At 57.0% G+C, this 25,799-nt stretch carries 21 protein-coding genes; 3 read left to right on the plus strand and 18 right to left on the minus strand.

What is annotated here, in order from left to right; genetic code table 11:
* Window positions 1–3: 3 nt before the first annotated feature.
* Together recA and CKW31_RS06680 are read right to left on the minus strand one after the other, a co-directional pair.
* Complete coding sequence (gene recA, locus CKW31_RS06675; RefSeq protein ID WP_095093569.1) at window positions 4–1,068, minus strand: recombinase RecA; 1,065 nt, start codon at window positions 1,066–1,068, stop codon at window positions 4–6.
* A gap of 93 nt (window positions 1,069–1,161) precedes the next feature.
* On the minus strand, window positions 1,162–1,662 hold the full coding sequence (locus tag CKW31_RS06680; protein WP_095093570.1) for a CinA family protein: 501 nt from the start codon (window positions 1,660–1,662) through the stop codon (window positions 1,162–1,164).
* A gap of 548 nt (window positions 1,663–2,210) precedes the next feature.
* Here CKW31_RS06680 and mutS point away from each other — a divergent pair.
* Together mutS and fdxA are read left to right on the plus strand one after the other, a co-directional pair.
* Window positions 2,211–4,778 carry a DNA mismatch repair protein MutS gene (gene mutS / locus CKW31_RS06685; RefSeq protein ID WP_176469810.1) on the plus strand — a complete coding sequence of 856 codons (2,568 nt, stop codon included), beginning with the start codon at window positions 2,211–2,213 and terminating at the stop codon, window positions 4,776–4,778.
* Between the two features lie 247 nt (window positions 4,779–5,025).
* On the plus strand, window positions 5,026–5,349 hold the full coding sequence (gene fdxA / locus CKW31_RS06690; RefSeq protein ID WP_095093572.1) for a ferredoxin FdxA: 324 nt from the start codon (window positions 5,026–5,028) through the stop codon (window positions 5,347–5,349).
* Window positions 5,350–5,905: 556 nt separating this feature from the next.
* Here fdxA and rpoS read toward each other — a convergent pair.
* The 8 genes from rpoS to CKW31_RS06730 form a co-directional block, all read right to left on the minus strand.
* Window positions 5,906–6,922, minus strand: coding sequence for an RNA polymerase sigma factor RpoS (gene rpoS, locus CKW31_RS06695; protein WP_095093573.1), 1,017 nt, complete (start codon window positions 6,920–6,922; stop codon window positions 5,906–5,908).
* A gap of 101 nt (window positions 6,923–7,023) precedes the next feature.
* Window positions 7,024–7,890: a peptidoglycan DD-metalloendopeptidase family protein gene (locus CKW31_RS06700; protein ID WP_095093574.1), complete on the minus strand. Its 867-nt coding sequence runs from the start codon at window positions 7,888–7,890 to the stop codon at window positions 7,024–7,026.
* A gap of 191 nt (window positions 7,891–8,081) precedes the next feature.
* The gene (locus tag CKW31_RS06705; RefSeq protein ID WP_176469811.1) at window positions 8,082–8,717 is read right to left on the minus strand and encodes a protein-L-isoaspartate(D-aspartate) O-methyltransferase; all 636 of its coding nucleotides are present in this window, start codon (window positions 8,715–8,717) and stop codon (window positions 8,082–8,084) included.
* A gap of 41 nt (window positions 8,718–8,758) precedes the next feature.
* Window positions 8,759–9,508: a 5'/3'-nucleotidase SurE gene (gene surE, locus CKW31_RS06710; RefSeq protein ID WP_095093575.1), complete on the minus strand. Its 750-nt coding sequence runs from the start codon at window positions 9,506–9,508 to the stop codon at window positions 8,759–8,761.
* Entirely contained in the window at window positions 9,496–10,554 is a 1,059-nt protein-coding gene (gene truD / locus CKW31_RS06715) for a tRNA pseudouridine(13) synthase TruD (protein WP_095093576.1), read from the minus strand. The genes surE and truD overlap by 13 nt, the downstream gene beginning before the upstream one ends.
* Window positions 10,551–11,024, minus strand: coding sequence for a 2-C-methyl-D-erythritol 2,4-cyclodiphosphate synthase (gene ispF, locus CKW31_RS06720; protein ID WP_095093577.1), 474 nt, complete (start codon window positions 11,022–11,024; stop codon window positions 10,551–10,553). Before ispF ends, truD begins: the two co-directional genes overlap by 4 nt.
* Before the next feature lie 53 nt (window positions 11,025–11,077).
* Window positions 11,078–11,923 (minus strand): S-formylglutathione hydrolase, encoded by an 846-nt coding sequence (gene fghA, locus CKW31_RS06725; RefSeq protein WP_095093578.1) that lies wholly within the window; start codon window positions 11,921–11,923, stop codon window positions 11,078–11,080.
* Window positions 11,924–12,013: 90 nt separating this feature from the next.
* Window positions 12,014–13,126 (minus strand): S-(hydroxymethyl)glutathione dehydrogenase/class III alcohol dehydrogenase, encoded by a 1,113-nt coding sequence (locus CKW31_RS06730; protein WP_095093579.1) that lies wholly within the window; start codon window positions 13,124–13,126, stop codon window positions 12,014–12,016.
* 112 nt (window positions 13,127–13,238) lie between these two features.
* Between CKW31_RS06730 and CKW31_RS06735 the strand changes: the two genes are divergently transcribed.
* Entirely contained in the window at window positions 13,239–14,126 is an 888-nt protein-coding gene (locus tag CKW31_RS06735; protein ID WP_176469812.1) for a LysR substrate-binding domain-containing protein, read from the plus strand.
* 191 nt (window positions 14,127–14,317) lie between these two features.
* Here CKW31_RS06735 and ispD read toward each other — a convergent pair whose 3' ends face one another.
* From ispD to dnaE, 8 genes are all read right to left on the minus strand, one after another.
* Window positions 14,318–15,031 carry a 2-C-methyl-D-erythritol 4-phosphate cytidylyltransferase gene (gene ispD / locus CKW31_RS06740; protein ID WP_095093581.1) on the minus strand — a complete coding sequence of 238 codons (714 nt, stop codon included), beginning with the start codon at window positions 15,029–15,031 and terminating at the stop codon, window positions 14,318–14,320.
* 10 nt (window positions 15,032–15,041) lie between these two features.
* Window positions 15,042–15,320 (minus strand): cell division protein FtsB, encoded by a 279-nt coding sequence (ftsB, locus tag CKW31_RS06745; protein ID WP_087273934.1) that lies wholly within the window; start codon window positions 15,318–15,320, stop codon window positions 15,042–15,044.
* Window positions 15,321–15,509: 189 nt separating this feature from the next.
* Entirely contained in the window at window positions 15,510–16,796 is a 1,287-nt protein-coding gene (eno, locus tag CKW31_RS06750; RefSeq protein ID WP_095093582.1) for a phosphopyruvate hydratase, read from the minus strand.
* A 164-nt stretch (window positions 16,797–16,960) separates the two neighbouring features.
* Entirely contained in the window at window positions 16,961–17,806 is an 846-nt protein-coding gene (gene kdsA, locus CKW31_RS06755; protein ID WP_027898794.1) for a 3-deoxy-8-phosphooctulonate synthase, read from the minus strand.
* 17 nt (window positions 17,807–17,823) lie between these two features.
* Complete coding sequence (locus tag CKW31_RS06760) at window positions 17,824–19,455, minus strand: CTP synthase (RefSeq protein WP_095093583.1); 1,632 nt, start codon at window positions 19,453–19,455, stop codon at window positions 17,824–17,826.
* Between the two features lie 265 nt (window positions 19,456–19,720).
* Window positions 19,721–21,061 (minus strand): tRNA lysidine(34) synthetase TilS, encoded by a 1,341-nt coding sequence (gene tilS / locus CKW31_RS06765; RefSeq protein ID WP_095093584.1) that lies wholly within the window; start codon window positions 21,059–21,061, stop codon window positions 19,721–19,723.
* A gap of 112 nt (window positions 21,062–21,173) precedes the next feature.
* Window positions 21,174–22,121, minus strand: a complete 948-nt coding sequence (locus CKW31_RS06770) for an acetyl-CoA carboxylase carboxyltransferase subunit alpha (protein ID WP_095093585.1) — start codon at window positions 22,119–22,121, stop codon at window positions 21,174–21,176.
* 112 nt (window positions 22,122–22,233) lie between these two features.
* Complete coding sequence (gene dnaE / locus CKW31_RS06775) at window positions 22,234–25,755, minus strand: DNA polymerase III subunit alpha (protein ID WP_095093586.1); 3,522 nt, start codon at window positions 25,753–25,755, stop codon at window positions 22,234–22,236.
* Window positions 25,756–25,799: the final 44 nt, after the last annotated feature.

Consider the following 25,799-nt stretch of genomic DNA (forward strand, 5'->3'; position numbering starts at 1 on the left):
CTATCAGATATCGACGTCAGCTTCGGCCATGTCATCAGCTGGCGCTGGTGCACGAGAGGCTTCGGACTTGGTATCAACACCTGGGGTCAGCAGCTTTTCGCGAATCATCTTCTCGAGGGTGGCACCGACTTCCGGGTTATCTGCCAGGAACTTGGCCGAGTTGGCTTTACCCTGACCGATCTTGCTGCCCTGATAGCTATACCAGGCACCGGATTTCTCTACGAAACCATGCAGCACGGCCAGATCAATGATCTCGCCATTGAGGTAGATACCCTTGCCGTAAAGAATCTGGAACTCGGCCTGACGGAACGGCGGAGCCACCTTGTTCTTGACGACTTTGACACGGGTCTCACTGCCGACGACTTCGTCGCCCTCTTTCACTGCACCTGTACGACGAATGTCCAGACGTACCGAGGCGTAGAACTTCAGCGCGTTACCACCGGTAGTGGTTTCCGGGCTACCGAACATTACGCCGATCTTCATACGAATCTGGTTGATGAAGATAACGAGGCAGTTGGCGTTCTTGATGTTGCCGGTGATCTTACGCAGCGCCTGAGACATGAGACGAGCCTGCAGACCCACGTGCATGTCACCCATTTCGCCTTCGATCTCGGCCTTTGGCACCAGAGCGGCAACGGAGTCGACCACGATCACGTCGATGGCGTTGGAGCGCACCAGCATGTCGGTGATTTCCAGTGCCTGCTCGCCGGTGTCCGGCTGCGAAACCAGCAGGTCGTCAACATTGACGCCCAGCTTGCCTGCGTATTCTGGATCAAGCGCGTGCTCGGCGTCGACGAATGCACAGGTAGCGCCCATTTTCTGGGCCTGTGCGATAACCGAAAGCGTCAGCGTCGTTTTACCGGAAGATTCCGGACCGTAGATTTCAACGATCCGGCCTTTTGGCAAACCGCCAATACCCAGCGCGATGTCCAGTCCGAGCGAACCAGTGGAGATAGAAGGAATCGCCTGGCGGTCATGGTCACCCATGCGCATTACGGCACCTTTACCGAATTGACGCTCGATCTGACTCAAGGCCGCAGCCAAGGCTTTCTTCTTGTTGTCGTCCATTGAAGTCCTCACGTAATCAAATTCAATTAGGGGCCTGACGGCCACAACACCTGTATAAGTAGCCAGTATTATTCCACAGGGTTGAGCCCGCGCCTACCCCTGAGTTGGTATTTCTGCACTGACAAGCTGGATCAGCCCTTCTAGCGCGGCCTTCACCGTTTGTCGGCGCACCTCGTCGCGGTTTCCGGCGAACTGTTCGCGCCGGGAAATCAGCTGTTCACCCACACCCCAGCACAGCCATACCGTGCCAACCGGTTTGTCGATCGACCCACCATCTGGTCCGGCAACACCACTGACTGCCACGGCAAACCGTGCCCCGCTGTGACGCTGCGCACCCGACACCATGGCACTCACCACCTCCTCACTGACTGCCCCGACGCGGACAAAAAGCTCCTCTGGAACTTGCAGCTGGAGATTTTTCTGATGATTGGAGTAAGTGACATATCCGGCTTCAAACCAGGCTGAGCTACCGGGTATCCGGGTGATCGCCTCGGCAATGCCACCCCCCGTGCAGGATTCGGCGGTAGTCACCTGAGCCTTGATTGATTGCAGATGCTTGCCCAGGGTTGCCGCAAGCCGGGTGATTTCATCCAAGGTGCTTTTCCTTTAGATAAGTAAAAAAGAAAGCTATGTAACAGAACGCCGGATACAGAGAGCCAGCTGACCCATCACCGTACACGAGCGTTTTCAAGGTGCAAGCAGAAGCGGCCGATAGCGACCGCTTCCCTGGAACAATCATTTGTCTTTCGGTTTCGGGCAGTGCGGTTTCCTGATGGTTTCGACAGTCGTCTCCTTGGGGCGACGACGAGCCTCTTCGATCGGAATGAAACGCCCGCTTCCGGAATCCCTTCCACGTTTGTTAGCCATATAAAATTCCTTTTTCATAAGCCTCTGCTCGGGATTGAGAGGCGACGCGGCAAAGTCTATACAGCGATTTCCGATCTGTGGGCACGCGGAAACGCGCCGTGACGAATAAGCCGTTTTGCAGCGGACCTGCGTCGCGAAGCCTCGCGTGGTAATCTTGCGCCCATCGCAAAACGTACGGACTTACCGACCTGTTAGCCCCAAGGGGATATCAGGCACGCCTCCGAATTTGCCCCATCTTTCTAACGAACTTGCCTAACTATCTGATGAATAAAGCAATTTCCGATCTCTCTTCCCACACCCCGATGATGCAACAGTACTGGCGGCTGAAGAATCAGCATCCCGATCAGTTGATGTTCTACCGCATGGGCGATTTCTACGAAATCTTCTACGAAGACGCGAAGAAGGCCGCCAAATTGCTGGACATCACCCTGACAGCCCGGGGTCAGTCTGCAGGTCAGAGCATTCCCATGTGCGGGATTCCATATCACGCCGCCGAGGGGTATCTGGCCAAGCTGGTGAAGCTCGGTGAATCCGTGGTGATCTGCGAACAGGTCGGCGACCCGGCGACCAGTAAAGGTCCCGTAGACCGCCAGGTGGTAAGGATCATCACTCCCGGCACCGTCAGCGATGAAGCCCTGCTGGACGAGCGTCGCGACAATCTGATCGCAGCCGTCCTGGGTGATGAACGCTTGTTCGGCCTGGCGGTGATGGACATCACCAGTGGCAATTTCAGCGTGCTGGAAATCAAGGGCTGGGAAAACCTGCTGGCGGAGCTTGAGCGCATCAACCCGGTAGAGTTGCTGATTCCGGATGACTGGCCACAAGGCTTGCCGGCGGAAAAACGCCGTGGCGCGCGACGTCGAGCGCCGTGGGACTTCGAACGCGACTCGGCGCTCAAAAGCCTCTGCCAACAGTTCTCCACCCAGGACCTGAAAGGCTTCGGCTGCGAGAACCTGACCCTCGCCATTGGCGCAGCGGGCTGTTTGCTGGGCTACGCCAAGGAAACCCAGCGCACTGCCCTGCCGCATTTGCGCAGCCTGCGTCACGAGCGCCTGGACGATACCGTCATCCTCGATGGTGCCACCCGACGCAACCTGGAACTGGACACCAACCTGGCGGGTGGTCGCGACAACACCCTGCAATCGGTGGTTGATCGCTGTCAGACCGCCATGGGCACACGCCTGCTGACCCGCTGGCTGAATCGTCCGTTGCGCGACCTGTCGATCCTCAAGGCCCGTCAATCGTCGATCACCTGCCTGCTGGAGCGCTATCGCTTCGAGCATCTGCAACCGCAGCTCAAGGAAATCGGCGACATCGAGCGAATCCTTGCGCGTATCGGCCTGCGCAACGCCCGGCCACGCGATCTGGCACGCCTGCGCGACGCACTGAGCGCACTGCCCGAGCTGCAAGTGGCAATGACCGAACTTGAAGCGCCGCATCTGCAGCAACTGGCCAGAATCGCGGGTGTCTATCCCGAGTTGGCCGACCTGCTGCAACGTGCCGTCATTGATAACCCGCCTGCGGTAATCCGCGATGGTGGCGTATTGAAGACCGGCTATGACGCTGAGCTTGACGAATTGCAGTCCCTGAGTGAAAACGCCGGGCAGTTCCTCATTGACCTTGAGGCCCGTGAAAAAGCGCGCACCGGACTGGCCCACCTGAAAGTTGGCTACAACCGGATTCACGGCTACTTCATTGAGCTGCCGAGCAAGCAGGCCGAGCAGGCACCTGCGGACTATATCCGTCGGCAGACGCTGAAAGGTGCCGAGCGCTTTATCACGCCTGAACTGAAAGAGTTCGAAGACAAGGCCCTGTCGGCCAAAAGCCGTGCACTGGCGCGGGAAAAGATGTTGTACGAAGCGTTGCTGGAAGACCTGATTGGTCATCTCGCACCACTCCAGGACACCGCTTCGGCTCTTGCCGAGCTGGATGTGCTGAGCAACCTGGCCGAACGCGCCCTGAATCTTGACCTGAACTGCCCGCAGTTCGTCGACGAACCCTGCATGCGTATCGATCAAGGCCGTCACCCGGTTGTAGAGCAGGTGCTGACCTCGCCGTTCGTGGCCAACGACCTTGACCTGGACGACAAGACTCGCATGCTGGTCATCACCGGCCCGAACATGGGCGGTAAGTCCACCTACATGCGCCAGACCGCACTGATCGTGTTGCTGGCCCATATCGGCAGCTTCGTACCGGCGGCAAGTTGTGAGTTATCGCTGGTTGACCGGATCTTCACCCGTATCGGCTCCAGCGATGACCTGGCCGGCGGACGTTCGACTTTCATGGTTGAAATGAGCGAAACGGCCAACATTCTGCACAATGCTACGGATCGCAGTCTGGTCTTGATGGATGAGGTCGGACGCGGCACCAGTACTTTCGACGGTCTGTCGTTGGCATGGGCTGCGGCAGAATGTCTCGCCCAACTGCGCGCCTATACGCTGTTCGCCACGCACTATTTCGAGTTGACGGTGCTGCCCGAAAGCGAACCGCTGGTCGCCAACGTGCATCTCAACGCAACTGAGCACAACGAGCGCATCGTGTTCCTGCATCGGGTGCTGCCGGGGCCGGCCAGTCAGAGCTATGGCCTGGCTGTGGCCCAGTTGGCGGGGGTTCCAGCCAACGTCATCGTCCGGGCGAAAGAGCATCTACATCGACTGGAGACCACCAGCCTGCCCCACGAGCAACCTCGTCCCAAAGCAGGTAAACCGGCTGCGCCCATGCAAAGCGACATGTTCGCCAGCCTGCCGCATCCGGTGCTTGAAGAGCTTTCCAGAGCAAAACTCGACGATGTTACGCCACGTCAGGCGCTAGAGTTGTTATATGCACTGCAAACTCGCATCTAACGAGAACCGTAACAAGCTGTTAGAATCCCGCGCGGTTTGAGACGCTGACAGCTTTTAGCCTGGCTGAGCAGTTGATCCTGGCCGCGTGAGACGTAGCGAACCCAGGGTCGAACGCCGTGTAGTGCAGTCGATCTGCATTCAGCGCCGTTTACCTAATGCATGTGTTTCACACGGCGCGGGAGAATCCCGAACCCGGCAACCCTAAACCGAAGGGCTCTGCTGTCGCCGCCTGAGGAGAGAATTAGAAATGACCTTCGTCGTCACCGACAACTGCATCAAGTGCAAATACACCGACTGTGTAGAAGTCTGTCCGGTGGACTGCTTCTACGAAGGCCCGAACTTCCTGGTGATTCACCCGGATGAGTGCATCGACTGTGCGCTTTGCGAGCCTGAATGCCCCGCCCAGGCCATTTTTTCGGAAGATGAGATCCCTGCCGGGATGGAAAACTTCATCGAACTCAACGCCGAGCTCGCGGACGTCTGGCCGAACATCACCGAGAGAAAAGACGCGCTGCCTGACGCTAAAGAGTGGGATGGCAAAACCGGCAAGATTGCAGACCTGGAACGCTAAGAATTCCCGGCTGTTGGAAGAAGGCCCCTTTACGGGGCTTTTTTTGTACGCGGCGTCTGGCGTGAACGGTACTTTTCTCCAGACGAAAAAAGGGGCGGTATGACCCGCCCACATTTTTTCCCTAATCCTTTTAATCCCTTTCATCATCCTGATGAATCGCGTCCTGCGATGTCCTTGACTGTCTTCCTTGACGGCCTGTGTCCATCCGTAGACACAGTGCTGATACTAGTGAGTTTTGCCGCAAGAGCAAGTAGGTGAAATCTTTCAAGATTTTCCAGACCCAAACCCCTCAAAAGAAAAACTCATATTTATCATATACTTAGGAAACTACTACGCTCGAATAAGCCGATGTTGTTCACGGTATTTCGCAAAGACTTACAGGACGCGTAAGTAATGGCTTACAGCGAAAAAGTCCGGTCACTCACCGACTAGCCAGGATTCAGCAAATCACCAGGAGCAGCCTGTTAGTTTCTGACTCAATAAAAAACACCCCTGTACGGGGTGTTTTTTATTGGGTGAAAGATAAACACACTGTTTATCTTCATGAACATTCACATCATTGGAACAATGACTCGCTCGACAGACCATTTTTTTCGAGAATCTCACGCAAACGCTTGAGGCCCTCGACCTGGATCTGCCTGACACGCTCGCGAGTAAGGCCGATTTCCAGCCCTACATCTTCCAGCGTGCTGCTTTCGTGCCCGCGCAAGCCGAAACGCCGTATCACGACCTCTCTCTGCTTGTCGGTCAGCTCTGAGAGCCATTGGTCAATGCTCTGTGAAAGGTCATCGTCTTGCAGCAACTCACAAGGATCGGTGGGGCGATCATCGGTCAGGGTGTCGAGCAATGTCTTGTCGGAATCCGGACCGAGAGAAACATCGACAGAGGAAACCCGCTCGTTCAGACCGAGCATGCGCTTGACCTCACCCACCGGCTTTTCAAGCAGGTTGGCGATTTCTTCGGGAGAGGGTTCGTGATCGAGTTTTTGAGTCAGTTCGCGAGCAGCCCGCAAATAGACGTTGAGTTCTTTGACGACATGGATCGGTAACCGAATGGTACGGGTCTGATTCATGATCGCACGCTCAATGGTCTGACGAATCCACCATGTTGCGTAGGTTGAGAAACGGAATCCACGTTCCGGATCGAATTTTTCGACCGCCCTGATGAGCCCGAGGTTGCCCTCTTCGATCAGGTCCAGCAATGACAATCCACGATTGACATACCGCCTGGCGATTTTCACCACCAGCCGCAGGTTGCTTTCAATCATGCGCTTACGACCGGCCGGATCACCTTTTTGCGAGAGCCTCGCAAAATGGACTTCTTCTTCCGGGGTAAGCAACGGGGAGAACCCGATTTCATTGAGGTACAACTGGGTCGCATCAAGCGCCCGGGTGTAGTCGATGTATTTGTGCTGTTTGAGCGATGTGGAGTTTTTGGTTCTGGATCGGGGAGCAGAGGCAGCATGAGTCTGCTTCTCGTCCGTTTCAAGCTCCGACTCCAGAACGATGGCGGTTTCCATAAGGAGAACCTCATCGTCGATGTCAAACTCCGGCGCTTCTTTGCTAAGAGCCATTGTTATAGTCCTTTGGTGAGTTCGACCTCAAGCTCCAGCGACGCCAGTTCCATGGCAACGCTTGAGCCTGTCCCTCTACGCCAGGAACAGGCTGGCAACAATCAACGACGTGGCAGGAATTGCAGCGGATCTACAGGTTTACCTTGGCGGCGAATCTCAAAATGCAGCTTCACCCGGTCAGTTCCCGTTGACCCCATCTCGGCAATCGTCTGCCCAGCTTTGACCTGTTGCCCCTCCCGAACCAACAGCCTACGGTTGTGGCCGTAAGCACTTACGTAGGTATCGCTGTGTTTGATGATGACCAATTCGCCGTAGCCCCGCAATCCACTCCCGGCGTAAACCACTGACCCATCAGACGCAGCTAAAACAGGCTGTCCCAAATCTCCAGCGATATCAATGCCTTTATTCAAACTACCGTTTGAAGAAAATTTCCCTATCAAAATGCCATTCGACGGCCATGTCCAACCCTTCGGAGAAGGCCCGGCAGGCACGGTAGAGCTGCCGGCGGGAGGCGGAACCACCGTCACCGGCTTGGAAATAACGGTGGTTTTGACCGAGCCAGACGGGCTTGTTGTCGTCGAAGTCGTCGTGGACGCGACAGGCGAACGCACAGCTCCAGATGAACCCGCGACGGCCGACGATGTTGAATTTGAACGCCCGTCGAAGCGAATCGTCTGACCCGGACGAATCGTGTAGGGTTCAGGAATCTGATTACGCGCCGCCAGCGCTTTGTAGTCCCAGCCGTAACGGAAGGCAATGGAAAAAAGCGTATCGCCCCGACGGACGACGTATTGTCCAGTGGTCACGGTTGGACGCTGGGGGGCAGCATTGTTATTACGATCGACGACACGCACGCCACCGGACGGCGCACTGGAACAACCGACCAAGAGGACACTGAGCGCAATGCCAATCACCAGCCGCTGAAAACTTGTTGAATAACTACGCTGCCGAATGACTGTGCGACTCACCCGCCACTCCCTTTACTGGTGACTGAATTAAAGATGCCTATTGTGCCGTAATAACGGCTGGCACCTACTGCTTAATGCTGTGAAGCCAATGGATACTTCAGGGTTGATCGTTTCTCGGGCCCAACTGCGCTGCCGGTCCTGGACGCCATGAGGTAGACAGGCGGTGTTGCGCAGAATTCAGTGAGTTGTCATCAAGCCAGCGGACCATTGAGCAAAGGTACAAAACGTACCGCTCCCAGTACGTGCCGGGAGAACCCGTTTTCTTCACGCACAATGAGCATCAACTGCTGCACTTCGCCCGACCCGACCGGGATAACCAGTCGCCCTCCGGGTGCAAGCTGGTCGAGCAAGGCCTGCGGCACGTCAGTCGCCACGGCAGTCACGATAATCCCGTTATACGGTGCCAGCGCAGGCCAGCCTTCCCAACCATCGCCCCAGCGAAACACCACGTTGCGCAGATTCAGCTCGACCAGACGCTCCTTGGCGCGATCTTGCAGAACCTTGATGCGCTCAACCGAAAATACCCGTTCCACCAGCTGCGCCAGGACGGCAGTCTGATAACCGGACCCCGTACCAATCTCCAACACCTTGTCCAGAGGGCCTGCCGCCAAGAGCAGCTCGCTCATGCGCGCGACCATGTAAGGCTGGGAAATTGTCTGGTTATGACCAATCGGCAGCGCCGTATCTTCATAGGCTCGATGAGCCAGGGCTTCATCGACAAACAGATGCCGCGGGGTCTTGCGTATGACTTCCAGCACCTGAGCGTTGGACAGCCCTTCATCGTAGAGACGTTGAATCAGACGCTCGCGAGTCCGCTGGGAGGTCATCCCGATTCCACGACGTAACAGATCATCTTGCTCGCGCGACATCAAAGAAGGCCCTCCAGCCATTTGTTCAGGCTAGCGAACCCGTCCTGGTAAGTACGATCAAGCTGCAAGGGGGTAACAGAAACATAGCCCTGCATCACTGCATGAAAATCCGTGCCTGCACCGCCATCCTCTGCGTCACCGGCAGCTGCAATCCAGTAGCCGGCCCGACCCCGTGGGTCGACGACCTTGATCGGCGCTGCAGCTCGCGCCCGATGACCAAGACGGGTCAATTGAATGCCCCGAATATGATCGAGGGGCAGATTGGGAATATTCACGTTCAAGACTGTGCGCGGCGGCAAATCAAGCAGCTCATGAGCCTCTACCAGCAGTCGCGCGTAATGCGCAGCAGTCGCGAGGTTATCCGGCTGACGTGACAGGAACGAGAAGGCAAATGAAGGCCTTTCGAGGAATCGGCCTTCAAGCGCTGCCGCCACGGTGCCAGAATACAGCACGTCGTCCCCCAGATTAGCGCCCAGATTGATACCCGACACCACCATGTCCGGCTGCACTTCCAGTAACCCGTTCAGGCCCAGGTGCACACAATCGGTCGGCGTGCCGTTGACGCTGATGAAACCATTCGCCAGGGCATGGGGATGCAAAGGCCGGTCGAGCGTCAATGAGCTGCTGGCACCGCTTTTGTCTTGATCGGGGGCGATCACCACGCATTCGCTGTAATCGGCCAGCGCCGCATACAACGCAGCGAGACCGGGTGCAGCGACCCCATCATCGTTAGAAATCAGAATACGCATGAGCTGTCCGTCTGCCCAACCGGCGCCAGATCAACAAGTTCGCGCACCAATACGGTGGCGAAGCATCCGGGCGGAAGGACGAATTCCAGTTGCAGAATGTCAGGCTCGGGATAATGCCACGTCAACCGGCCAATGGGCAGTCGCAGGATGCGTCGTTCGTGCTCCATTCCCGCTCTTGTGAGCCAGTCGCGCAGTGCCGACTCGCGATTGGCCACATCGTTTTCCAGTGCAGCCGTGGCCCCGGAGGCTGGCGATGGGCCTTCTCCCCATTGCGGACCGGTCGGATGCAGATCGAGAATCGCCAGCCGGGGGTCATTGCATTCATCTACGCCCGCCGGAAAAAAACTGCGGCTGTCGGTGAACGCCAGTAAGTCACCCACCTGTGCAACCTGCCATGAACCATCAGCAACCCGCGCCGCCAGGACCTGATTGAACAGGTAGCTACGGGCCGTCGATAACAGTCGGGAACGCACTGCACGCTGTTCCGGCAAAGCCTGACGAGCAGCATAATCGCGCGCCTCGCCCAGATTTCCACCTTGGTAGCCAAATCTCTGAACACCGAAGTAATTAGGGATTCCGCCCTTGGCGATCAACTCAAGTCGCGCGTTCAGCGCCTCCTTGTCGACATTCAACCGGGTCAGGCGCAGTGTGAAGCCGTTTGCAGCGTGAGCACCGCGTTGAAGTTTGCGCTTGTGACGGGTGCTTTGAAGAATCTTCAGGGTCTCGTTTTCGGCCGAACTCAGGTCTGGGTCAGCCTTGCCCGGCAGCTGGATGCTGAACCACTGACGAGTCAGCGCCTGGCGATCCTTCAGACCCGCGTAGCTGACAGTCCTGAGCTGCACGCCAGCGGCACGCGCCAGACGGCGGGCGGCTTCTTCGGTGTTGAGGCCGCGTTTCTCGACCCATAACCATAAATGCTCGCCATCGCCGGAAAGCGGGATGTCCAGCACTTCATCGACCTGAAAATCCTCGGCAGTCGCCTTGAGCACCGCGCTACCCAGCGGCGGGCCATAAGCTTGCGGGCCCAGCAGTTCTGATTCGGTCATGCGGACAGCAACAGCGCAACGGCGTGAACGGCGATGCCTTCTTCGCGACCGGTGAAGCCGAGCTTTTCAGTGGTGGTCGCCTTGACGTTCACTTGATCCAGCCCGACTTGAAGATCCTCGGCGATCAATGCGCGCATGGATTCGATATGAGGGGCCATTTTCGGTGCCTGAGCAACAATCGTTGCGTCTACGTTGCCGACCTTCCAGCCTTTGCCCTTTACCAGCGTCAAGACGTGGCGCAGCAACGCGCGGCTGTCAGCGCCTTTGAACTGCGGATCGGTGTCCGGGAAATGCTTGCCGATATCACCCAGTGCGGCGGCGCCGAGCAGTGCATCGCTCAAGGCGTGCAGTAAAACATCACCATCGGAATGAGCGAGCAGGCCGAACCGGTGAGTAATGCGCACGCCACCCAGGGTGACGAAGTCGCCTTCAGCGAAACGGTGCACATCATAGCCATGGCCAATACGCATAAAAAAACGCCCTGAAAAAAGTCAGGGCGTGATTCTACCTACTTTGTCGACGCTTAGCTGTTCAACGCGTCGCCATGATGCCGCAGGTGATCTTCAATAAAGCTGGCGATGAAGAAATAGCTGTGGTCGTAACCGGGCTGCATGCGCAAAGTCAGAGGGTGACCCGCCGCCTTCGCAGCCTGAACCAGTGCCTCAGGCTTAAGCTGATTGGCGAGAAAATCATCGCGATCCCCCTGATCCACCAGAATCGGCAGCTTCTCGCGTGCATCGGCGATCAGCACTGTGGCATCCCATTCACGCCAGCGTGAACGCTCTTCGCCCAGATAGCGTGAAAAGGCTTTCTGCCCCCAAGGGCAATCCATCGGATTGGTGATCGGCGAAAACGCCGAGACCGATTTGTAGCGCCCTGGATTACGCAACGCGCAGATCAACGCACCATGACCGCCCATGGAGTGGCCACTGATCCCCCGCGCTTGCGAAGCCGGGAAATGCTCTTCGACCAGAGCGGGCAGCTCGTCCACCACGTAATCGTGCATGCGGTAATGCCTGGCCCAAGGCTCCTGGGTGGCATTGAGATAGAATCCGGCACCAAGGCCGAAATCCCACGCGCCATCAGGATCACCTGCAACACCGGGGCCTCGCGGGCTTGTGTCAGGCGCAACGATGATCAAACCCAGCTCAGCCGCGACCCGTTGCGCTGCTGCCTTCTGCATGAAGTTTTCATCGGTACAGGTCAGACCGGAAAGCCAGTACAGCACCGGCAACTTGCCGCCCTGCTCCGCCTGCGGCGGCAGATAGACAGCAAACACCATGTCGCATCCGAGCACGTCGGAATGATGCTTGTAACGCTTGTGCCAGCCGCCAAAGCTTTTTTGACAGGAAATATTCTCTAGAGCCATGGTCGTAAACTCCCAGGCACAAGCTACAAGCTTCAAGCTGCAAGAGGCGCGGAACCCTCTTGTAGCTTGTCGCTTGAAGCTTGCAACTGCTTAAAAGTGAATGACTGTGCGGATGCTTTTGCCGTCGTGCATCAGGTCGAACGCCTTATTGATGTCTTCAAGACCCATGGTGTGGGTGATGAAGGTATCCAGAGGGATTTCGCCTGTCTGAGACTTCTCGACATAGCTTGGCAACTCGGTACGACCACGAACACCGCCAAATGCCGAACCGCGCCAGACGCGACCGGTCACCAACTGGAACGGACGGGTTGCGATTTCCTGACCGGATGCGGCCACCCCAATGATCACCGACTCGCCCCAGCCTTTGTGGCAGCATTCCAGCGCGGCACGCATCAGGTTCACGTTGCCGATACATTCGAAGCTGTAGTCGACACCGCCGTCAGTCAACTCAACGATCACATCCTGAATCGGCTTTTCGTGATCTTTGGGATTGATGAAATCAGTCGCACCGAGTTCACGGGCCACGTCGAATTTCGCCGGATTGATATCGATTGCAATGATCCGGGAAGCCTTGGCCATTTTCGCACCAATGATCGCAGCCAGACCGATACCACCCAGACCGAAGATAGCGACAGTGGCACCCTCCTCGACTTTGGCAGTATTGAGCACAGCACCGATGCCGGTGGTGACGCCACAACCCAACAGGCAGACTTTTTCCAGTGGGGCTTCTTTAGGGATTTTCGCCAGGGAAATTTCCGGCACCACGGTGTACTCGGAGAACGTCGAGCAGCCCATGTAGTGGTAAACCGGCTCGCCGTTGTAGCTGAAACGGGTCGTACCATCAGGCATCAGGCCTTTGCCTTGAGTGGCGCGGACTTTCTGGCAAAGGTTGGTTTTGCCGGACTTGCAGAACTTGCACTCGCGGCATTCGGCGGTATACAGCGGGATCACATGATCGCCCACTGCCAGGGAAGTAACGTCCTCGCCGATGGCTTCAACAATACCGCCACCCTCATGCCCCAGGATGCACGGGAATACGCCTTCAGAATCGGCACCGGACAAAGTGTAAGCATCAGTGTGGCAAACGCCGGAGGCGACTGTGCGAATCAATACCTCACCGGCCCTTGGTGCTTCAACGTCGACTTCAACGATTTGCAGCGGTTCATTGGGGGCAAAAGCAACAGCAGCACGTGACTTGATCATCAATCTTTCTCCAACGAGGTTAAAACAATGGACAGAGTGTAAAGCACTGCCGTTTGGTTAATAATCCAGTCAAAAGCAAAACATTATTGCTGAACAGGGATAATCGATGTACATCAACCGCTGGGAAGGCCTGGATGAGTTCGTCGCAGTGGCTGAATGCGCCCAGTTCACGGCAGCAGCTGAACGAATGGGCGTTTCGTCCTCGCACATCAGTCGGCAAATCGCCCGCCTCGAAGAACGCTTGCAGACCCGCCTGCTGTATCGCAGCACCCGACGGGTCGCATTGACTGACGCTGGCCAGACTTTTTTACACCATTGCCAGCGCTTGCAGGACGGTCGCGAGGAAGCCTTGCGGGCGGTAGGTGATTTAACCAGCGAACCCAAAGGCCTGTTGCGTATGACCTGTGCCGTGGCTTACGGCGAGCGGTTTATCACACCACTGGTGACGCGCTTCATGGATTTGTATCCGCAGATCCGGGTGGAGATCCAGTTGAACAACGACACGCTGGACATGGTTCATGAGGGGCTGGATCTGGCCATCAGGCTGGGCCGGTTACAGGATTCCCGCCTGGTCGCCACCCGCCTCGCTCCACGCCGGATGTACCTGTGCGCATCGCCATCCTATCTGGAGCGATACGGTCGGCCGCACAGTGTGTCGGAGCTCAGTCGGCATAATTGCCTGATCGGCAGCAGTGACACCTGGTTACTTCAACAGAACGGACGGGAGTTTTCCCAGCGTGTTCAGGGTAACTGGCGCTGCAACAGCGGGCAGGCGGTGCTGGATGCTGCGCTGCACGGCGTCGGACTGTGTCAATTACCGGATTATTACGTGTTAAGCCATCTGAACACTGGCGCGCTGGTTTCCCTGCTGGAAGCTCATCAACCGCCGAATACAGCAGTCTGGGCGCTGTACCCCCAACAACGACACCTTTCGCCAAAAGTGCGCAAGCTGGTGGATTATCTGAAAGAGGGGTTGGCGATGCGGGATGAGTATCGGTAGGTGGCATACCTGTGGGAAATATTAAGTTCGCCCGCAAGCTGACGTGGGACCGGCTTTAGCCGGGAAGGCGATATTTCTGACGACACATTTCAGTGACGGTGAGGGCCTCTTCCCGGCTAAAGCCGGTCCCACGACATTGCGCCAAGACCTGGGATTGCGCAGAGGCCTCGCTCCAGCAAGATCCACGAATATCAGCGATTAAATTCGCTACGCCGTTGACGCAACCATTCAAGATCCTCAGGACGAGTGACCTTGATGTTATCCGAGCGTCCTTCGATCAATCTGGGCGACTGCCCTGCCCATTCGATGGCAGAGGCTTCATCGGTAATAGCAACGTCGGAAACCAGGCCGTCGGCCAAGGCACGGTGCAGAGCACCCAGGCGAAACATCTGCGGGGTGTACGCCTGCCAGATCAGGCTGCGGTCTACCGTTTCGGTGACCCGGCCATCAGGTCCCGCGCGCTTGAGGGTGTCACGGGCAGGCACGGCCAACAGCCCACCCACCGGATCATCAGCCAGTTCGCCCAGCAGGTTATCCAGGTCCGAGCGTGACAAATTAGGCCGCGCAGCATCATGGACCAGTACCCAATCCTCGTCATCGGCGCCTTGAGCATGCAAATGCAGCAACGCGTTGAGCACTGAATCCGCACGCTCTTTGCCGCCATCGACCCGTGTAATACGCGAATCCAGCGCACACGGCAGATTGGGCCAGTAAGGGTCGTCCACAGCCAGACTGATCACCAGGCCCTTGAGTCGGGGGTGATCGAGGAAACATAGCAGGCTGTGTTCAAGAATCGTCAGGCCGCCCAGTTGCAGGTACTGCTTGGGACGATCTGCGGCCATACGGGCACCGATGCCCGCAGCAGGAATCACTGCCCAGAAGGCAGGAAGAGTGCTCTTGTTCATAGGGTCAGCTTCATTGCGCCAACTGATAGAGCGTTTCGCCGTCCTTGACCATGCCCAGTTCATGACGGGCACGCTCTTCTACGGTTTCCATACCTTTTTTCAATTCAAGCACTTCAGCGTCCATGACCCGATTGCGCTCAAGCAGCGCTTCGTTCTCGGCATGTTGATCAGCGATCTGCTGATTAAGGCTGGCCACTTGCGCCAGACTCCCGTTCCCCACCCACAGGCGATATTGCAGGCCCGCAAGCAACAGGATCAGGACGAGAAACAACCAGTTAGGACTGCGCATTGAATATCAGGTACCCAGTAAAAAAGACAGCAGAGCCGACAACGTGAAGCCAACAATACAACAGGGACTGAGGGCATAGAGCCTGGCGGGGCCAGGCTCTATAGCGGTGCAAGCCGCATCAATGCTGATCAATCATCCGGGAAAGCAGGTGATTGTCACAGCACCGGCTGTCTTTTTACCATCTCGGTGTCAGCCGAGAAACTCGCCGCGACCACGATATACCGCCTTCGAACCCAGTTGCTCTTCAATACGCAGCAGCTGGTTGTACTTGGAGATACGATCGGAACGGCTCAACGAACCGGTTTTGATCTGACCTGCAGAGGTGCCCACTGCCAGATCGGCAATCGTAGAGTCTTCGGTTTCGCCGGAACGGTGCGAGATAACAGCGGTGTAACCAGCAGCCTTGGCCATCTGAATGGCTTCCAGCGTTTCGGTCAGGGTACCGATCTGGTTGAACTTGATCAGAATCGAGTTACCGATCTTCTTGTCGATACCTTCCTTCAGGATCTTGGTGTTGGTCACGAACAGGTCGTCACCTACCAGTTGCACCTTGTCACCGATCTTGTCGGTGAGGATCTTCCAGCCATCCCAATCGGACTCATCAAGACCGTCTTCAATGGAGATGATCGGGTGCTTGCTGACCAGATCAGCCAGGTAGTCAGCGAAACCGGCGGAATCGTACTCGCCTTCTTCACTCAACACATACTTGCCGTTCTTGTAGAACTCGCTGGCCGCGCAGTCCAGTGCCAGAGTCACGTCGGTACCCAGCTTGTAGCCCGCATTGGCAACAGCTTCGGCGATGGCGTCCAGTGCATCGGCATTGGAGTTGAGGTCGGGGGCGAAACCACCTTCGTCACCGACGGCAGTGTTCAGGCCACGAGCCTTCAGCACAGCTTTGAGGTGATGGAAAATTTCGGTGCCCCAGCGCAGGCCTTCGGAGAAGGTCTTGGCGCCGACAGGCTGAATCATGAATTCCTGGATGTCGATGTTGTTATCGGCATGCTCGCCACCGTTGATGATGTTCATCATCGGAACCGGCATCGAGTAAACACCCGGCGTACCGTTCAGGTTGGCAATGTGCGCGTACAGCGGCAGGTCCTGATCCTGGGCAGCGGCTTTAGCTGCGGCCAGAGAAACAGCAAGGATCGCGTTGGCGCCCAGGCTGGCTTTATTGTCAGTACCGTCCAGAGCAATCATGGCGCGGTCCAGCGCTTGCTGGTCGACCGGATCCTTGCCCAGCAACAGGTCGCGAATCGGACCGTTGATGTTGGCTACAGCCTTGAGAACGCCCTTGCCCAGGTAACGGCTCTTGTCGCCATCACGCAGCTCCAGCGCCTCGCGCGAGCCGGTTGAAGCACCGGACGGAGCGCAGGCGCTGCCGATGATGCCGTTGTCGAGGAGCACATCTGCTTCCACGGTGGGATTGCCACGGGAGTCGAGAACTTCACGACCTTTGATGTCGACGATTTTTGCCATTGTTGTAAACACTCCAAGATTGACGAAAACGACGCAGCTGGGAAATGCCTGTCGCTCAAGGGCTCATTACAGGGCAGACCTTAGAGCGACAAACCCCGACCTGAGGTCGGGGGATGTAAGCGTGCGGCACTTTACCGGAGGCTAACCTGCCGGAGAAGTCCGATTTAAGCGGTTTCTACTGCCGGGAAGCTTTTGACCAACTCATCCAGCGCCTTGAGCTGCGCCAGGAATGGCTCCAGCTTGTCCAGACGCAAGGCGCAAGGGCCGTCGCATTTGGCATTGTCCGGATCAGGATGAGCTTCAAGGAACAATCCAGCGAGGTTTTGACTCATGCCAGCCTTCGCCAGTTCCAATACCTGCGCACGACGACCGCCAGCAGAGTCCGAACGACCGCCCGGCATCTGCAGGGCATGGGTCACGTCGAAAAATACCGGGTAGTTGAACTGCTTCATGATGCCAAAGCCGAGCATGTCCACAACCAGGTTGTTGTAGCCAAAACTGGTGCCGCGCTCGCAGAGGATCAATTGGTCGTTACCGGCTTCTTCGCACTTGCTCAGGATGTGTTTCATTTCCTGAGGGGCAAGGAACTGGGCTTTCTTGATGTTGATCACAGCGCCAGTGCGGGCCATGGCAACCACCAGATCGGTCTGACGCGACAGGAAAGCCGGCAACTGAATGATGTCGCAGACTTCAGCAACGACTTTCGCCTGCTCTGGCTCATGCACGTCAGTGATCAACGGCACATTGAAGGTCTTTTTGACTTCTTCAAAGATCCGCATGCCCTCTTCCAGGCCCGGACCACGATAAGAGTGCATCGACGAACGGTTAGCTTTGTCGAAACTGGCCTTGAATACATAAGGGATACCGAGCTTTTCGGTAACCCGTACGTACTCCTCGCAAATCTGCATGGCCATGTCCCGGGACTCAAGAACGTTCATGCCACCAAAAAGCACCATTGGCTTGTCGTTGGCGATGTCGATTGAGCCTACGCGGATAGTTTTCTGAGCCATGTTCTGAGTTTCCCGAATCAAGAATTTTTCTTGTGTTGAGTAAGTGCAGCCTTGACGAAGCCACTGAACAGCGGGTGACCGTCGCGAGGTGTCGAGGTGAACTCAGGGTGGAACTGGCAAGCCACAAACCATGGATGATCTGGTGCTTCGACCACTTCGACCAGCGCGCCATCACCGGAACGACCCGACACTTTCAGGCCGGCTTCCAGCAACTGCGGCAGCAGATTGTTGTTCACTTCGTAGCGATGACGATGACGCTCAACGATCACGTCGCTGGCGTAGCAGTCATGCACCAGCGAGCCCGGCTCAAGCTGACACTCCTGAGCCCCCAGGCGCATGGTGCCGCCCAGGTCGGAGCTTTCGGTACGGGTTTCAACAGCGCCAGTGGCGTCAGCCCACTCGGTGATCAGACCCACAACGGCGTGCGCGCCGTTGCGATCGAATTCGGTGGAGTTGGCGTCTTTCCAGCCCAGCACGTTACGAGCGTACTCGATCACGGCCACTTGCATGCCCAGGCAGATACCCAGATACGGAACCTTGTTTTCACGAGCAAACTGAACGGCAGTGATCTTGCCTTCAACGCCACGCAAACCGAAGCCGCCTGGAACCAGAATCGCATCGACACCTTCCAGCAGCGCGGTGCCCTGGTTCTCGATGTCTTCAGAGTCGATATAGCGCAGATTGACCTTGGTACGGTTGGTGATGCCAGCGTGACTCATCGCTTCGATCAGCGACTTGTAAGCGTCCAGCAGCTCCATGTATTTACCGACCATGGCGATGGTGACTTCATGCTCAGGGTTGAGCTTGGCGTCTACCACAGCGTCCCACTCGGACAGGTCTGCGCTGTTGCATTGCAGACCGAAGCGCTCGACGACGAAATCGTCGAGGCCCTGGGAGTGCAGGATGCCCGGAATCTTGTAGATGGTATCGGCGTCTTCCAGCGCGATAACGGCACGCTCTTCCACGTTGGTGAACTGAGCGATCTTGCGACGCGACGAAATGTCGATCGGGTGATCTGAGCGGCATACCAGAACGTCAGGCTGCAGACCGATGGAACGCAACTCCTTCACCGAATGCTGGGTCGGCTTGGTTTTGGTTTCGCCAGCGGTCGCGATGTAAGGAACCAGCGTCAGGTGCATCAGCATGGCGCGCTTGGCGCCCACTTCGAAGCGCAACTGACGGATCGCTTCCAGGAACGGTTGCGATTCGATATCACCCACGGTGCCGCCAATCTCGACCAGAGCGACGTCGGCATCGCCTGCGCCCTTGATGATCCGGCGTTTGATTTCGTCGGTGATGTGCGGAATAACCTGAATGGTCGCACCCAGATAATCACCACGGCGCTCTTTGCGCAGGACGTGTTCGTACACACGGCCAGTGGTGAAGTTGTTGTTCTGGGTCATGGTCGTGCGGATGAACCGCTCGTAGTGGCCAAGGTCCAGGTCGGTTTCAGCGCCGTCATGCGTAACGAACACCTCACCGTGCTGGAACGGGCTCATGGTACCCGGATCGACGTTGATGTAGGGGTCAAGCTTGAGCATGGTGACCTTAAGTCCCCGCGCCTCCAGGATGGCCGCCAATGAAGCCGAGGCAATGCCTTTCCCCAATGAAGAAACAACACCGCCCGTGACGAAGATGTAGCGCGTCATGAAAAACCCTAGAAGTCTGCGTTAAAGCGGTCAGAGCCGCCGGGGAAAGCGAAGGAAGGCCGAAGCCCCCGATTACCGACAAAACTCACGGTGAACTCCCGAACTGCTGCGTTGAAACGGACTGACTGAAAAAGCCTGTCAATTGCGCGCCACATGTCAAGAATCATCCAGCAAAGACTGGTTGGTAACCGGCAACTCATGTCGATCCAAAAGGATCCACAGAAGCTGTATCAAGAAGGGAGCGTAGTCTACCGGAATTGGGCTTTCAGCTCAAACTTTGGTCATTCGTCGGCGGCACCCAGCGCAGGATGAAGCTTTCATGGCCGCAAACATTGAGCGCAGGCAGGTTTGCCACCGCCAGAATTTCGCCGCTACGGAACAGCAGCGGCAATCGGCCGCGGACAAATATCGGTATTTCGCGCTCATTGAGCAGACGCTTGAGATCGCGATGTCCGCGGTCGGGCAGACTGAGAACTTCTCCTCCCTGGCGATAGCGAACCTCCAGCACTCCGGAAGGCAGTTCACCGTCAATGAAAAGCTGACCGTTATCGGGCAGCTTCAGCGCATGCCGCGCATCCGTCCATGGCTGAGCGGACGGCATCAGGGGTTTTAGCCAATTGTCGGAAAGCCACCAGATGCGCCCCTGATCACGATGCAACTCGCCATCGGCCAAACGCCATACCGGGTGCCCGCCCTGCCCTGCGTCTCGCAGAGTCTCCCAGCCAACCCAATGATCGCTGTCCGGCAGACGCGTCAGCGGGGCCAGCCAATGGCGCAGAGCATTGCGTTGGCGCGAGGGCGAAAGGCCAGCCAGGGCGGGCAAGGCCAGCGAGGGAAGCTCTAGCCAATCGAATGCATGGCTGGATTCGGCCGACGCGAGATCGACCCGGGCCAGTTCCTCAAGCAACTGCTGCGCTTCATTCAGGTGGGCGGCCGTGCGCGCCATATTTGCGGTTGCCTGCGGCCAGCGGGATCTCAATGCGGGCAGCACCTGATTGCGCAGGTAGTTGCGCGAATAATGAGAGTCTTCGTTGCTGGGATCTTCGACCCACAGCAGATGGTGCTCGCGGGCGTAGGCCTCCAGCTCTTCCCGGGAAATACTCAACAAGGGCCTGACTAGCTGCCCCTGCCCCAAGCTGCGGCTAACCGGCATCCCCGCCAGCCCCCGCACTCCGGTGCCTCGCAACAATCTGAACAGCAGGGTTTCAGCCTGATCGTCCTGATGTTGCCCCGTCAGCAGCACTTCATTTTCAGCAAGGCACTCACTGAACGCGTTATAACGCGCCTCACGCGCTGCCTGCTCAAGGCTTGCGCCCGACTTCACCTGCACGCTGATTACTTGCAAAGAAACGCCAAGCGCCTCGCAAACCTGTTGGCAATGCAGCGGCCAGGCGTCAGCGACAGCCTGGAGGCCGTGATGGACATGGATAGCGGTTAACGGCGGTAAATTTTCGCGTTTGGCGAGTCCAGCCAGAAGGTGAAGCAAGACAGTGGAATCAAGACCACCAGAGAAACCGATGTGCCATGCAGGCGCGTTACGCCAGGGTGCCAAGGCTTGAAGAAGCTTGGCGGGGAGATCATGACCGGAAGGCCTGAATAGATACATCAGCGTTGTCTGACCTGTTGGAGCGAGGCTTGCCCGCGAAAGCGTAGTATCAGTCAGCGTATGTATAAGCTGCAATTACGCCTTCGCGGGCAAGCCTCGCTCCAACAAGAGATTACAAACCGTAACTCATCAAGCGCTCATAACGACGAGCCAGCAGCGCGTCGCTATCGAACTTCTTGAGCATGGCCAACTGGCTGCTCAATTCCTGGCGGATTTCCAGCGCAGCGGCGGCCGGGTCGCGATGCGCGCCGCCCAGAGGCTCGGCGATGACCTTATCAACGATACCCAGACCTTTCAGGCGATCAGCCGTGATGCCCATGGCTTCGGCAGCGTCAGGTGCCTTTTCCGCGGTTTTCCACAGAATCGACGCGCAACCTTCCGGTGAGATAACCGCGTAGGTGGAGTACTGCAACATGTTCAACTGATCGCAGACACCGATTGCCAGTGCGCCGCCAGAACCGCCTTCACCAATAACAGTGGCGATGATTGGCGTTTTCAGACGTGCCATGACGCGCAGGTTCCAGGCAATCGCTTCGCTCTGGTTACGTTCCTCAGCGTCGATACCCGGATAAGCGCCCGGCGTGTCGATGAAGGTCAGGATCGGCATCTTGAAACGCTCGGCCATCTCCATCAGACGACAGGCTTTGCGATAGCCTTCAGGGCGTGGCATGCCGAAGTTACGACGAACCTTTTCACGCACTTCACGGCCTTTCTGATGGCCGATAATCATGACCGGCTGACCTTCCAGACGGGCAACACCACCGACAATGGCGGCGTCGTCGGAGAAGTGACGGTCGCCATGCAGCTCATCGAACTCGGTGAAGATGTGCTGAATGTAGTCCAGAGTGTACGGACGACGCGGGTGACGCGCCATGCGTGCAATCTGCCAACTGGTCAGGTTGCCGAAAATGCTTTCGGTCAGCGTGTTGCTCTTGTCTTGCAGTCGCGAGATTTCATCGCCGATGTTCAGCGAGTTGTCATTACCCACCAAGCGCAATTCTTCAATCTTGGCTTGCAGGTCAGCGATCGGCTGTTCGAAATCAAGAAAATTCGGGTTCATAGGCATCCGTCTTGGGTCGACGGCCAAGAGGCCGGCCGGTTGATCCGTTAGCGCCTTACCTTACGGGAACAGGCGCATTCAGGTCGAGTTTAAAAATTCTGGGCTGATGCTTTCAGCGATACTGCAGGAAGACGTTCTCACGCCCGAACTGGTCACGCAGAGCTTGAATCAAGCTGTCCGCGGGATCAATTCGCCACGCTTCACCAAACTGCAGCAACGCCTTGGCATCCAGCCCGGTGTAATCCAGGGTAATCGGACAAGCACCGCGGTGGCGTTTGCACAGATCGCCCAGCCAGCGTAGCCGATCGCCTTTGAGCGCTTCGGCACGCACAGTCAGGCGCAAGCTTTCTGCCAGATTGGTGCGCGCATCTTCGATGCTCATCACCCGCTTGGCACGCAAGCGCAAACCACCAGAGAAATCGTCGTTGCTGACCTCGCCTTCGACCACCACCATCGCGTCGGTCTGCAGCAAGGCCTGCGCCGAATGGAACGCTTCGGCAAACAGCGAAGCTTCTATTCGTCCAGAGCGGTCGTCAAGGGTGATAAACCCCATCTTGTCGCCCTTCTTGTTCTTCATGACGCGCAACGCAATGATCAGACCCGCGACGGTCTGAGTATCACGCGCAGGCTTGAGATCGATGATTCGTTGACGTGCGAAGCGACGAATCTCGCCTTCATATTCGTCGATCGGGTGACCGGTCAGGTACAGACCAAGGGTTTCTTTCTCACCGCGCAAACGGTCTTTGAGGCTACCTTCCTTGGCCTTGCGGTGATTGGCGTACACATCGGTATCTTCTTCGACGAACAATCCGCCAAACAGGTCCGAGTGACCGCTGTCGTGACTGCGTGCCGTCTGCTCGGCGGCCTGAATCGCTTCTACCAGCGAAGCCAGCAACACCGCGCGGTTGCGGTCAATGTTGGCTTGGTACGCTTTAGGTTCGGTCTCGAAATAGGGGCCGAGACGATCAAGTGCGCCACTGCGAATCAGACCATCAAGGGTCCGTTTGTTGACGCGTTTGAGGTCAACACGGGCGCAGAAATCGAACAGATCCTTGAACGGTCCGTCTTCGCGGGCTTCGGTTATTGCTTCAACCGGGCCTTCACCCACACCCTTGATCGCGCCAAGGCCATAGATGATCCGGCCGTCTTCGCTCACTGTGAACTTGTATTCGGACGTGTTCACATCCGGCGCATCCAGGCGCAGCTTCATGATTCGCACTTCCTCGATCAAGGTCACGACCTTGTCGGTGTTGTGCATATCCGCCGAAAGCACCGCTGCCATGAACGGCGCCGGGTAATGCGCTTTCAGCCAGGCCGTCTGGTACGACACCAGGCCATAGGCCGCCGAGTGAGATTTGTTGAAGCCGTAACCGGCGAACTTCTCCACCAGGTCGAAAATGTTACCCGCCAGATCCGGGTCGATATTGTTGGTCTTGCAACCCTCAATGAAGCCGCCCCGCTGCTTGGCCATTTCTTCGGGTTTTTTCTTACCCATGGCCCGACGCAGCATGTCCGCACCACCGAGGGTATAACCGGCCATGACCTGGGCAATCTGCATCACCTGTTCCTGGTACAGGATGATGCCGTAGGTTGGCGCCAGCACCGGCTTGAGTCCGTCGTACTGGTAATCGACGTGAGGGTAGGACAACTCCGCACGACCGTGCTTACGGTTGATGAAGTCGTCTACCATGCCCGATTGCAGCGGCCCCGGACGGAACAGGGCCACCAGTGCGATCAAGTCTTCCAGACAGTCAGGCTTGAGCTTTTTGATCAGCTCCTTCATACCGCGCGACTCAAGCTGGAACACCGCGGTGGTTTCAGCTTTTTGCAGCAACTGATAAGTCGGTGCGTCATCCAGCGGGATGAAGGCGATATCCAGAGGCTCTTCGTTGACCTTGGCACGATCACGGTTAATCGTTTTCAGCGCCCAGTCGATGATGGTCAGGGTCCGCAGACCGAGGAAGTCGAACTTCACCAGCCCCGCAGCCTCGACGTCATCCTTGTCGAACTGGGTCACCAGACCGCTGCCCTCTTCATCGCAATAGATAGCCGAGAAGTCAGTCAGTTTGGTCGGTGCGATAACCACACCACCGGCGTGCTTGCCGACGTTACGCACAATACCTTCAAGCTTGCGCGCCATCTCCCAGATTTCGGCAGCCTCTTCATCGACCTTGAGGAAATCCCGCAGGATTTCCTCTTGTTCGTAGGCTTTCTCAAGGGTCATGCCGACTTCGAACGGGATCATTTTCGACAGGCGATCAGCCAGTCCGTAAGACTTGCCCTGCACCCGCGCCACGTCCCGCACCACCGCCTTGGCGGCCATGGAACCGAAGGTGATGATCTGGCTGACCGCATTCCGGCCGTATTTCTCGGCCACGTAGTCGATCACACGGTCCCGGCCATCCATACAGAAGTCGACGTCGAAGTCGGGCATGGATACCCGTTCCGGGTTCAGGAAGCGTTCGAACAGCAGGTCATATTCGAGAGGATCAAGGTCAGTAATCTTCTGTACATAAGCCACCAGCGACCCGGCACCCGATCCCCGACCGGGGCCTACCGGTACGCCGTTGCTCTTGGCCCACTGGATAAAGTCCATAACGATCAGGAAGTAACCGGGAAAGCCCATCTGGATGATGATATCCAGCTCGAAATTCAACCGGTCAACATACACCTGACGCTTGGCTTCATAGTCCGGCGTCGTCTCTTTAGGCCAAAGTACCGCGAGGCGCTCTTCAAGCCCCTCGAACGAAACCTTACGGAAATACTCGTCGATGGTCATGCCATCAGGAATCGGGTAATCAGGCAGGAAGTGAGTGCCCAGCTTCACATCGATGTTGCAGCGCTTGGCGATTTCCACCGAGTTTTCCAGCGCTTCGGGCAGGTCGCTGAACAGCTCGGCCATTTCCTCGGCGCTTTTCAGGTACTGCTGATCGCTGTAATTGTGCGAGCGACGCGGGTCATCCAGCGCACGCCCTTCACCGATGCAGACACGGGTTTCGTGTGCTTCGAAATCTTCCTGCTTGATGAATCGCACATCGTTGGTTGCCACCAGCGGCGCACCATGGCGCTCGGCCAGGGCTACTGCGGCGTGCAGATGTTCTTCGTCATTGGGGCGGTTGGTGCGCTGCACTTCGACATAGAAACGATCAGGAAACACCGCCATCCATTCGCGCAACAGCTGGTCGGCATCGGCGGGGTTGTTACCCAGCAACGCCATGCCGATCTCACCCTCTTTCGCCGCTGACAGCGCGATCAGGCCTTCGTTGGCTTCAGCCACCCACTCGCGCTCAATGATGATCTGGCCGTTGCGTTGACCATCAATGAAGCCACGGGAAATCAGTTCGGTGAGGTTGCGGTAGCCCTTGGCATTCATGACCAGCAGGCTGATGCGGCTCAACGCTGCATCTTCGTCCTTGTTCGACAGCCACAGGTCTGCGCCACAGATAGGCTTGATCCCCGCGCCCATTGCCGCCTTGTAGAACTTGACCAGCGAGCACAGGTTGTTCTGATCTGTCACCGCCACAGCGGGCATATTCATGGCCGCAAGGGTTTTGACCAGCGGCTTGACCCGTACCAGGCCATCGACCAGCGAATATTCGGTGTGCAGGCGTAGATGAACGAAAGAAGCCGGCATGGAGATCCTATAGCGCTAGAACAAAAACGAAGGCCCGGATTGTA

The sequence above is a fragment of the Pseudomonas sp. Irchel 3A5 genome (assembly GCF_900187575.1).
GTDB classification, from domain to species: Bacteria; Pseudomonadota; Gammaproteobacteria; order Pseudomonadales; family Pseudomonadaceae; genus Aquipseudomonas; species Aquipseudomonas folii.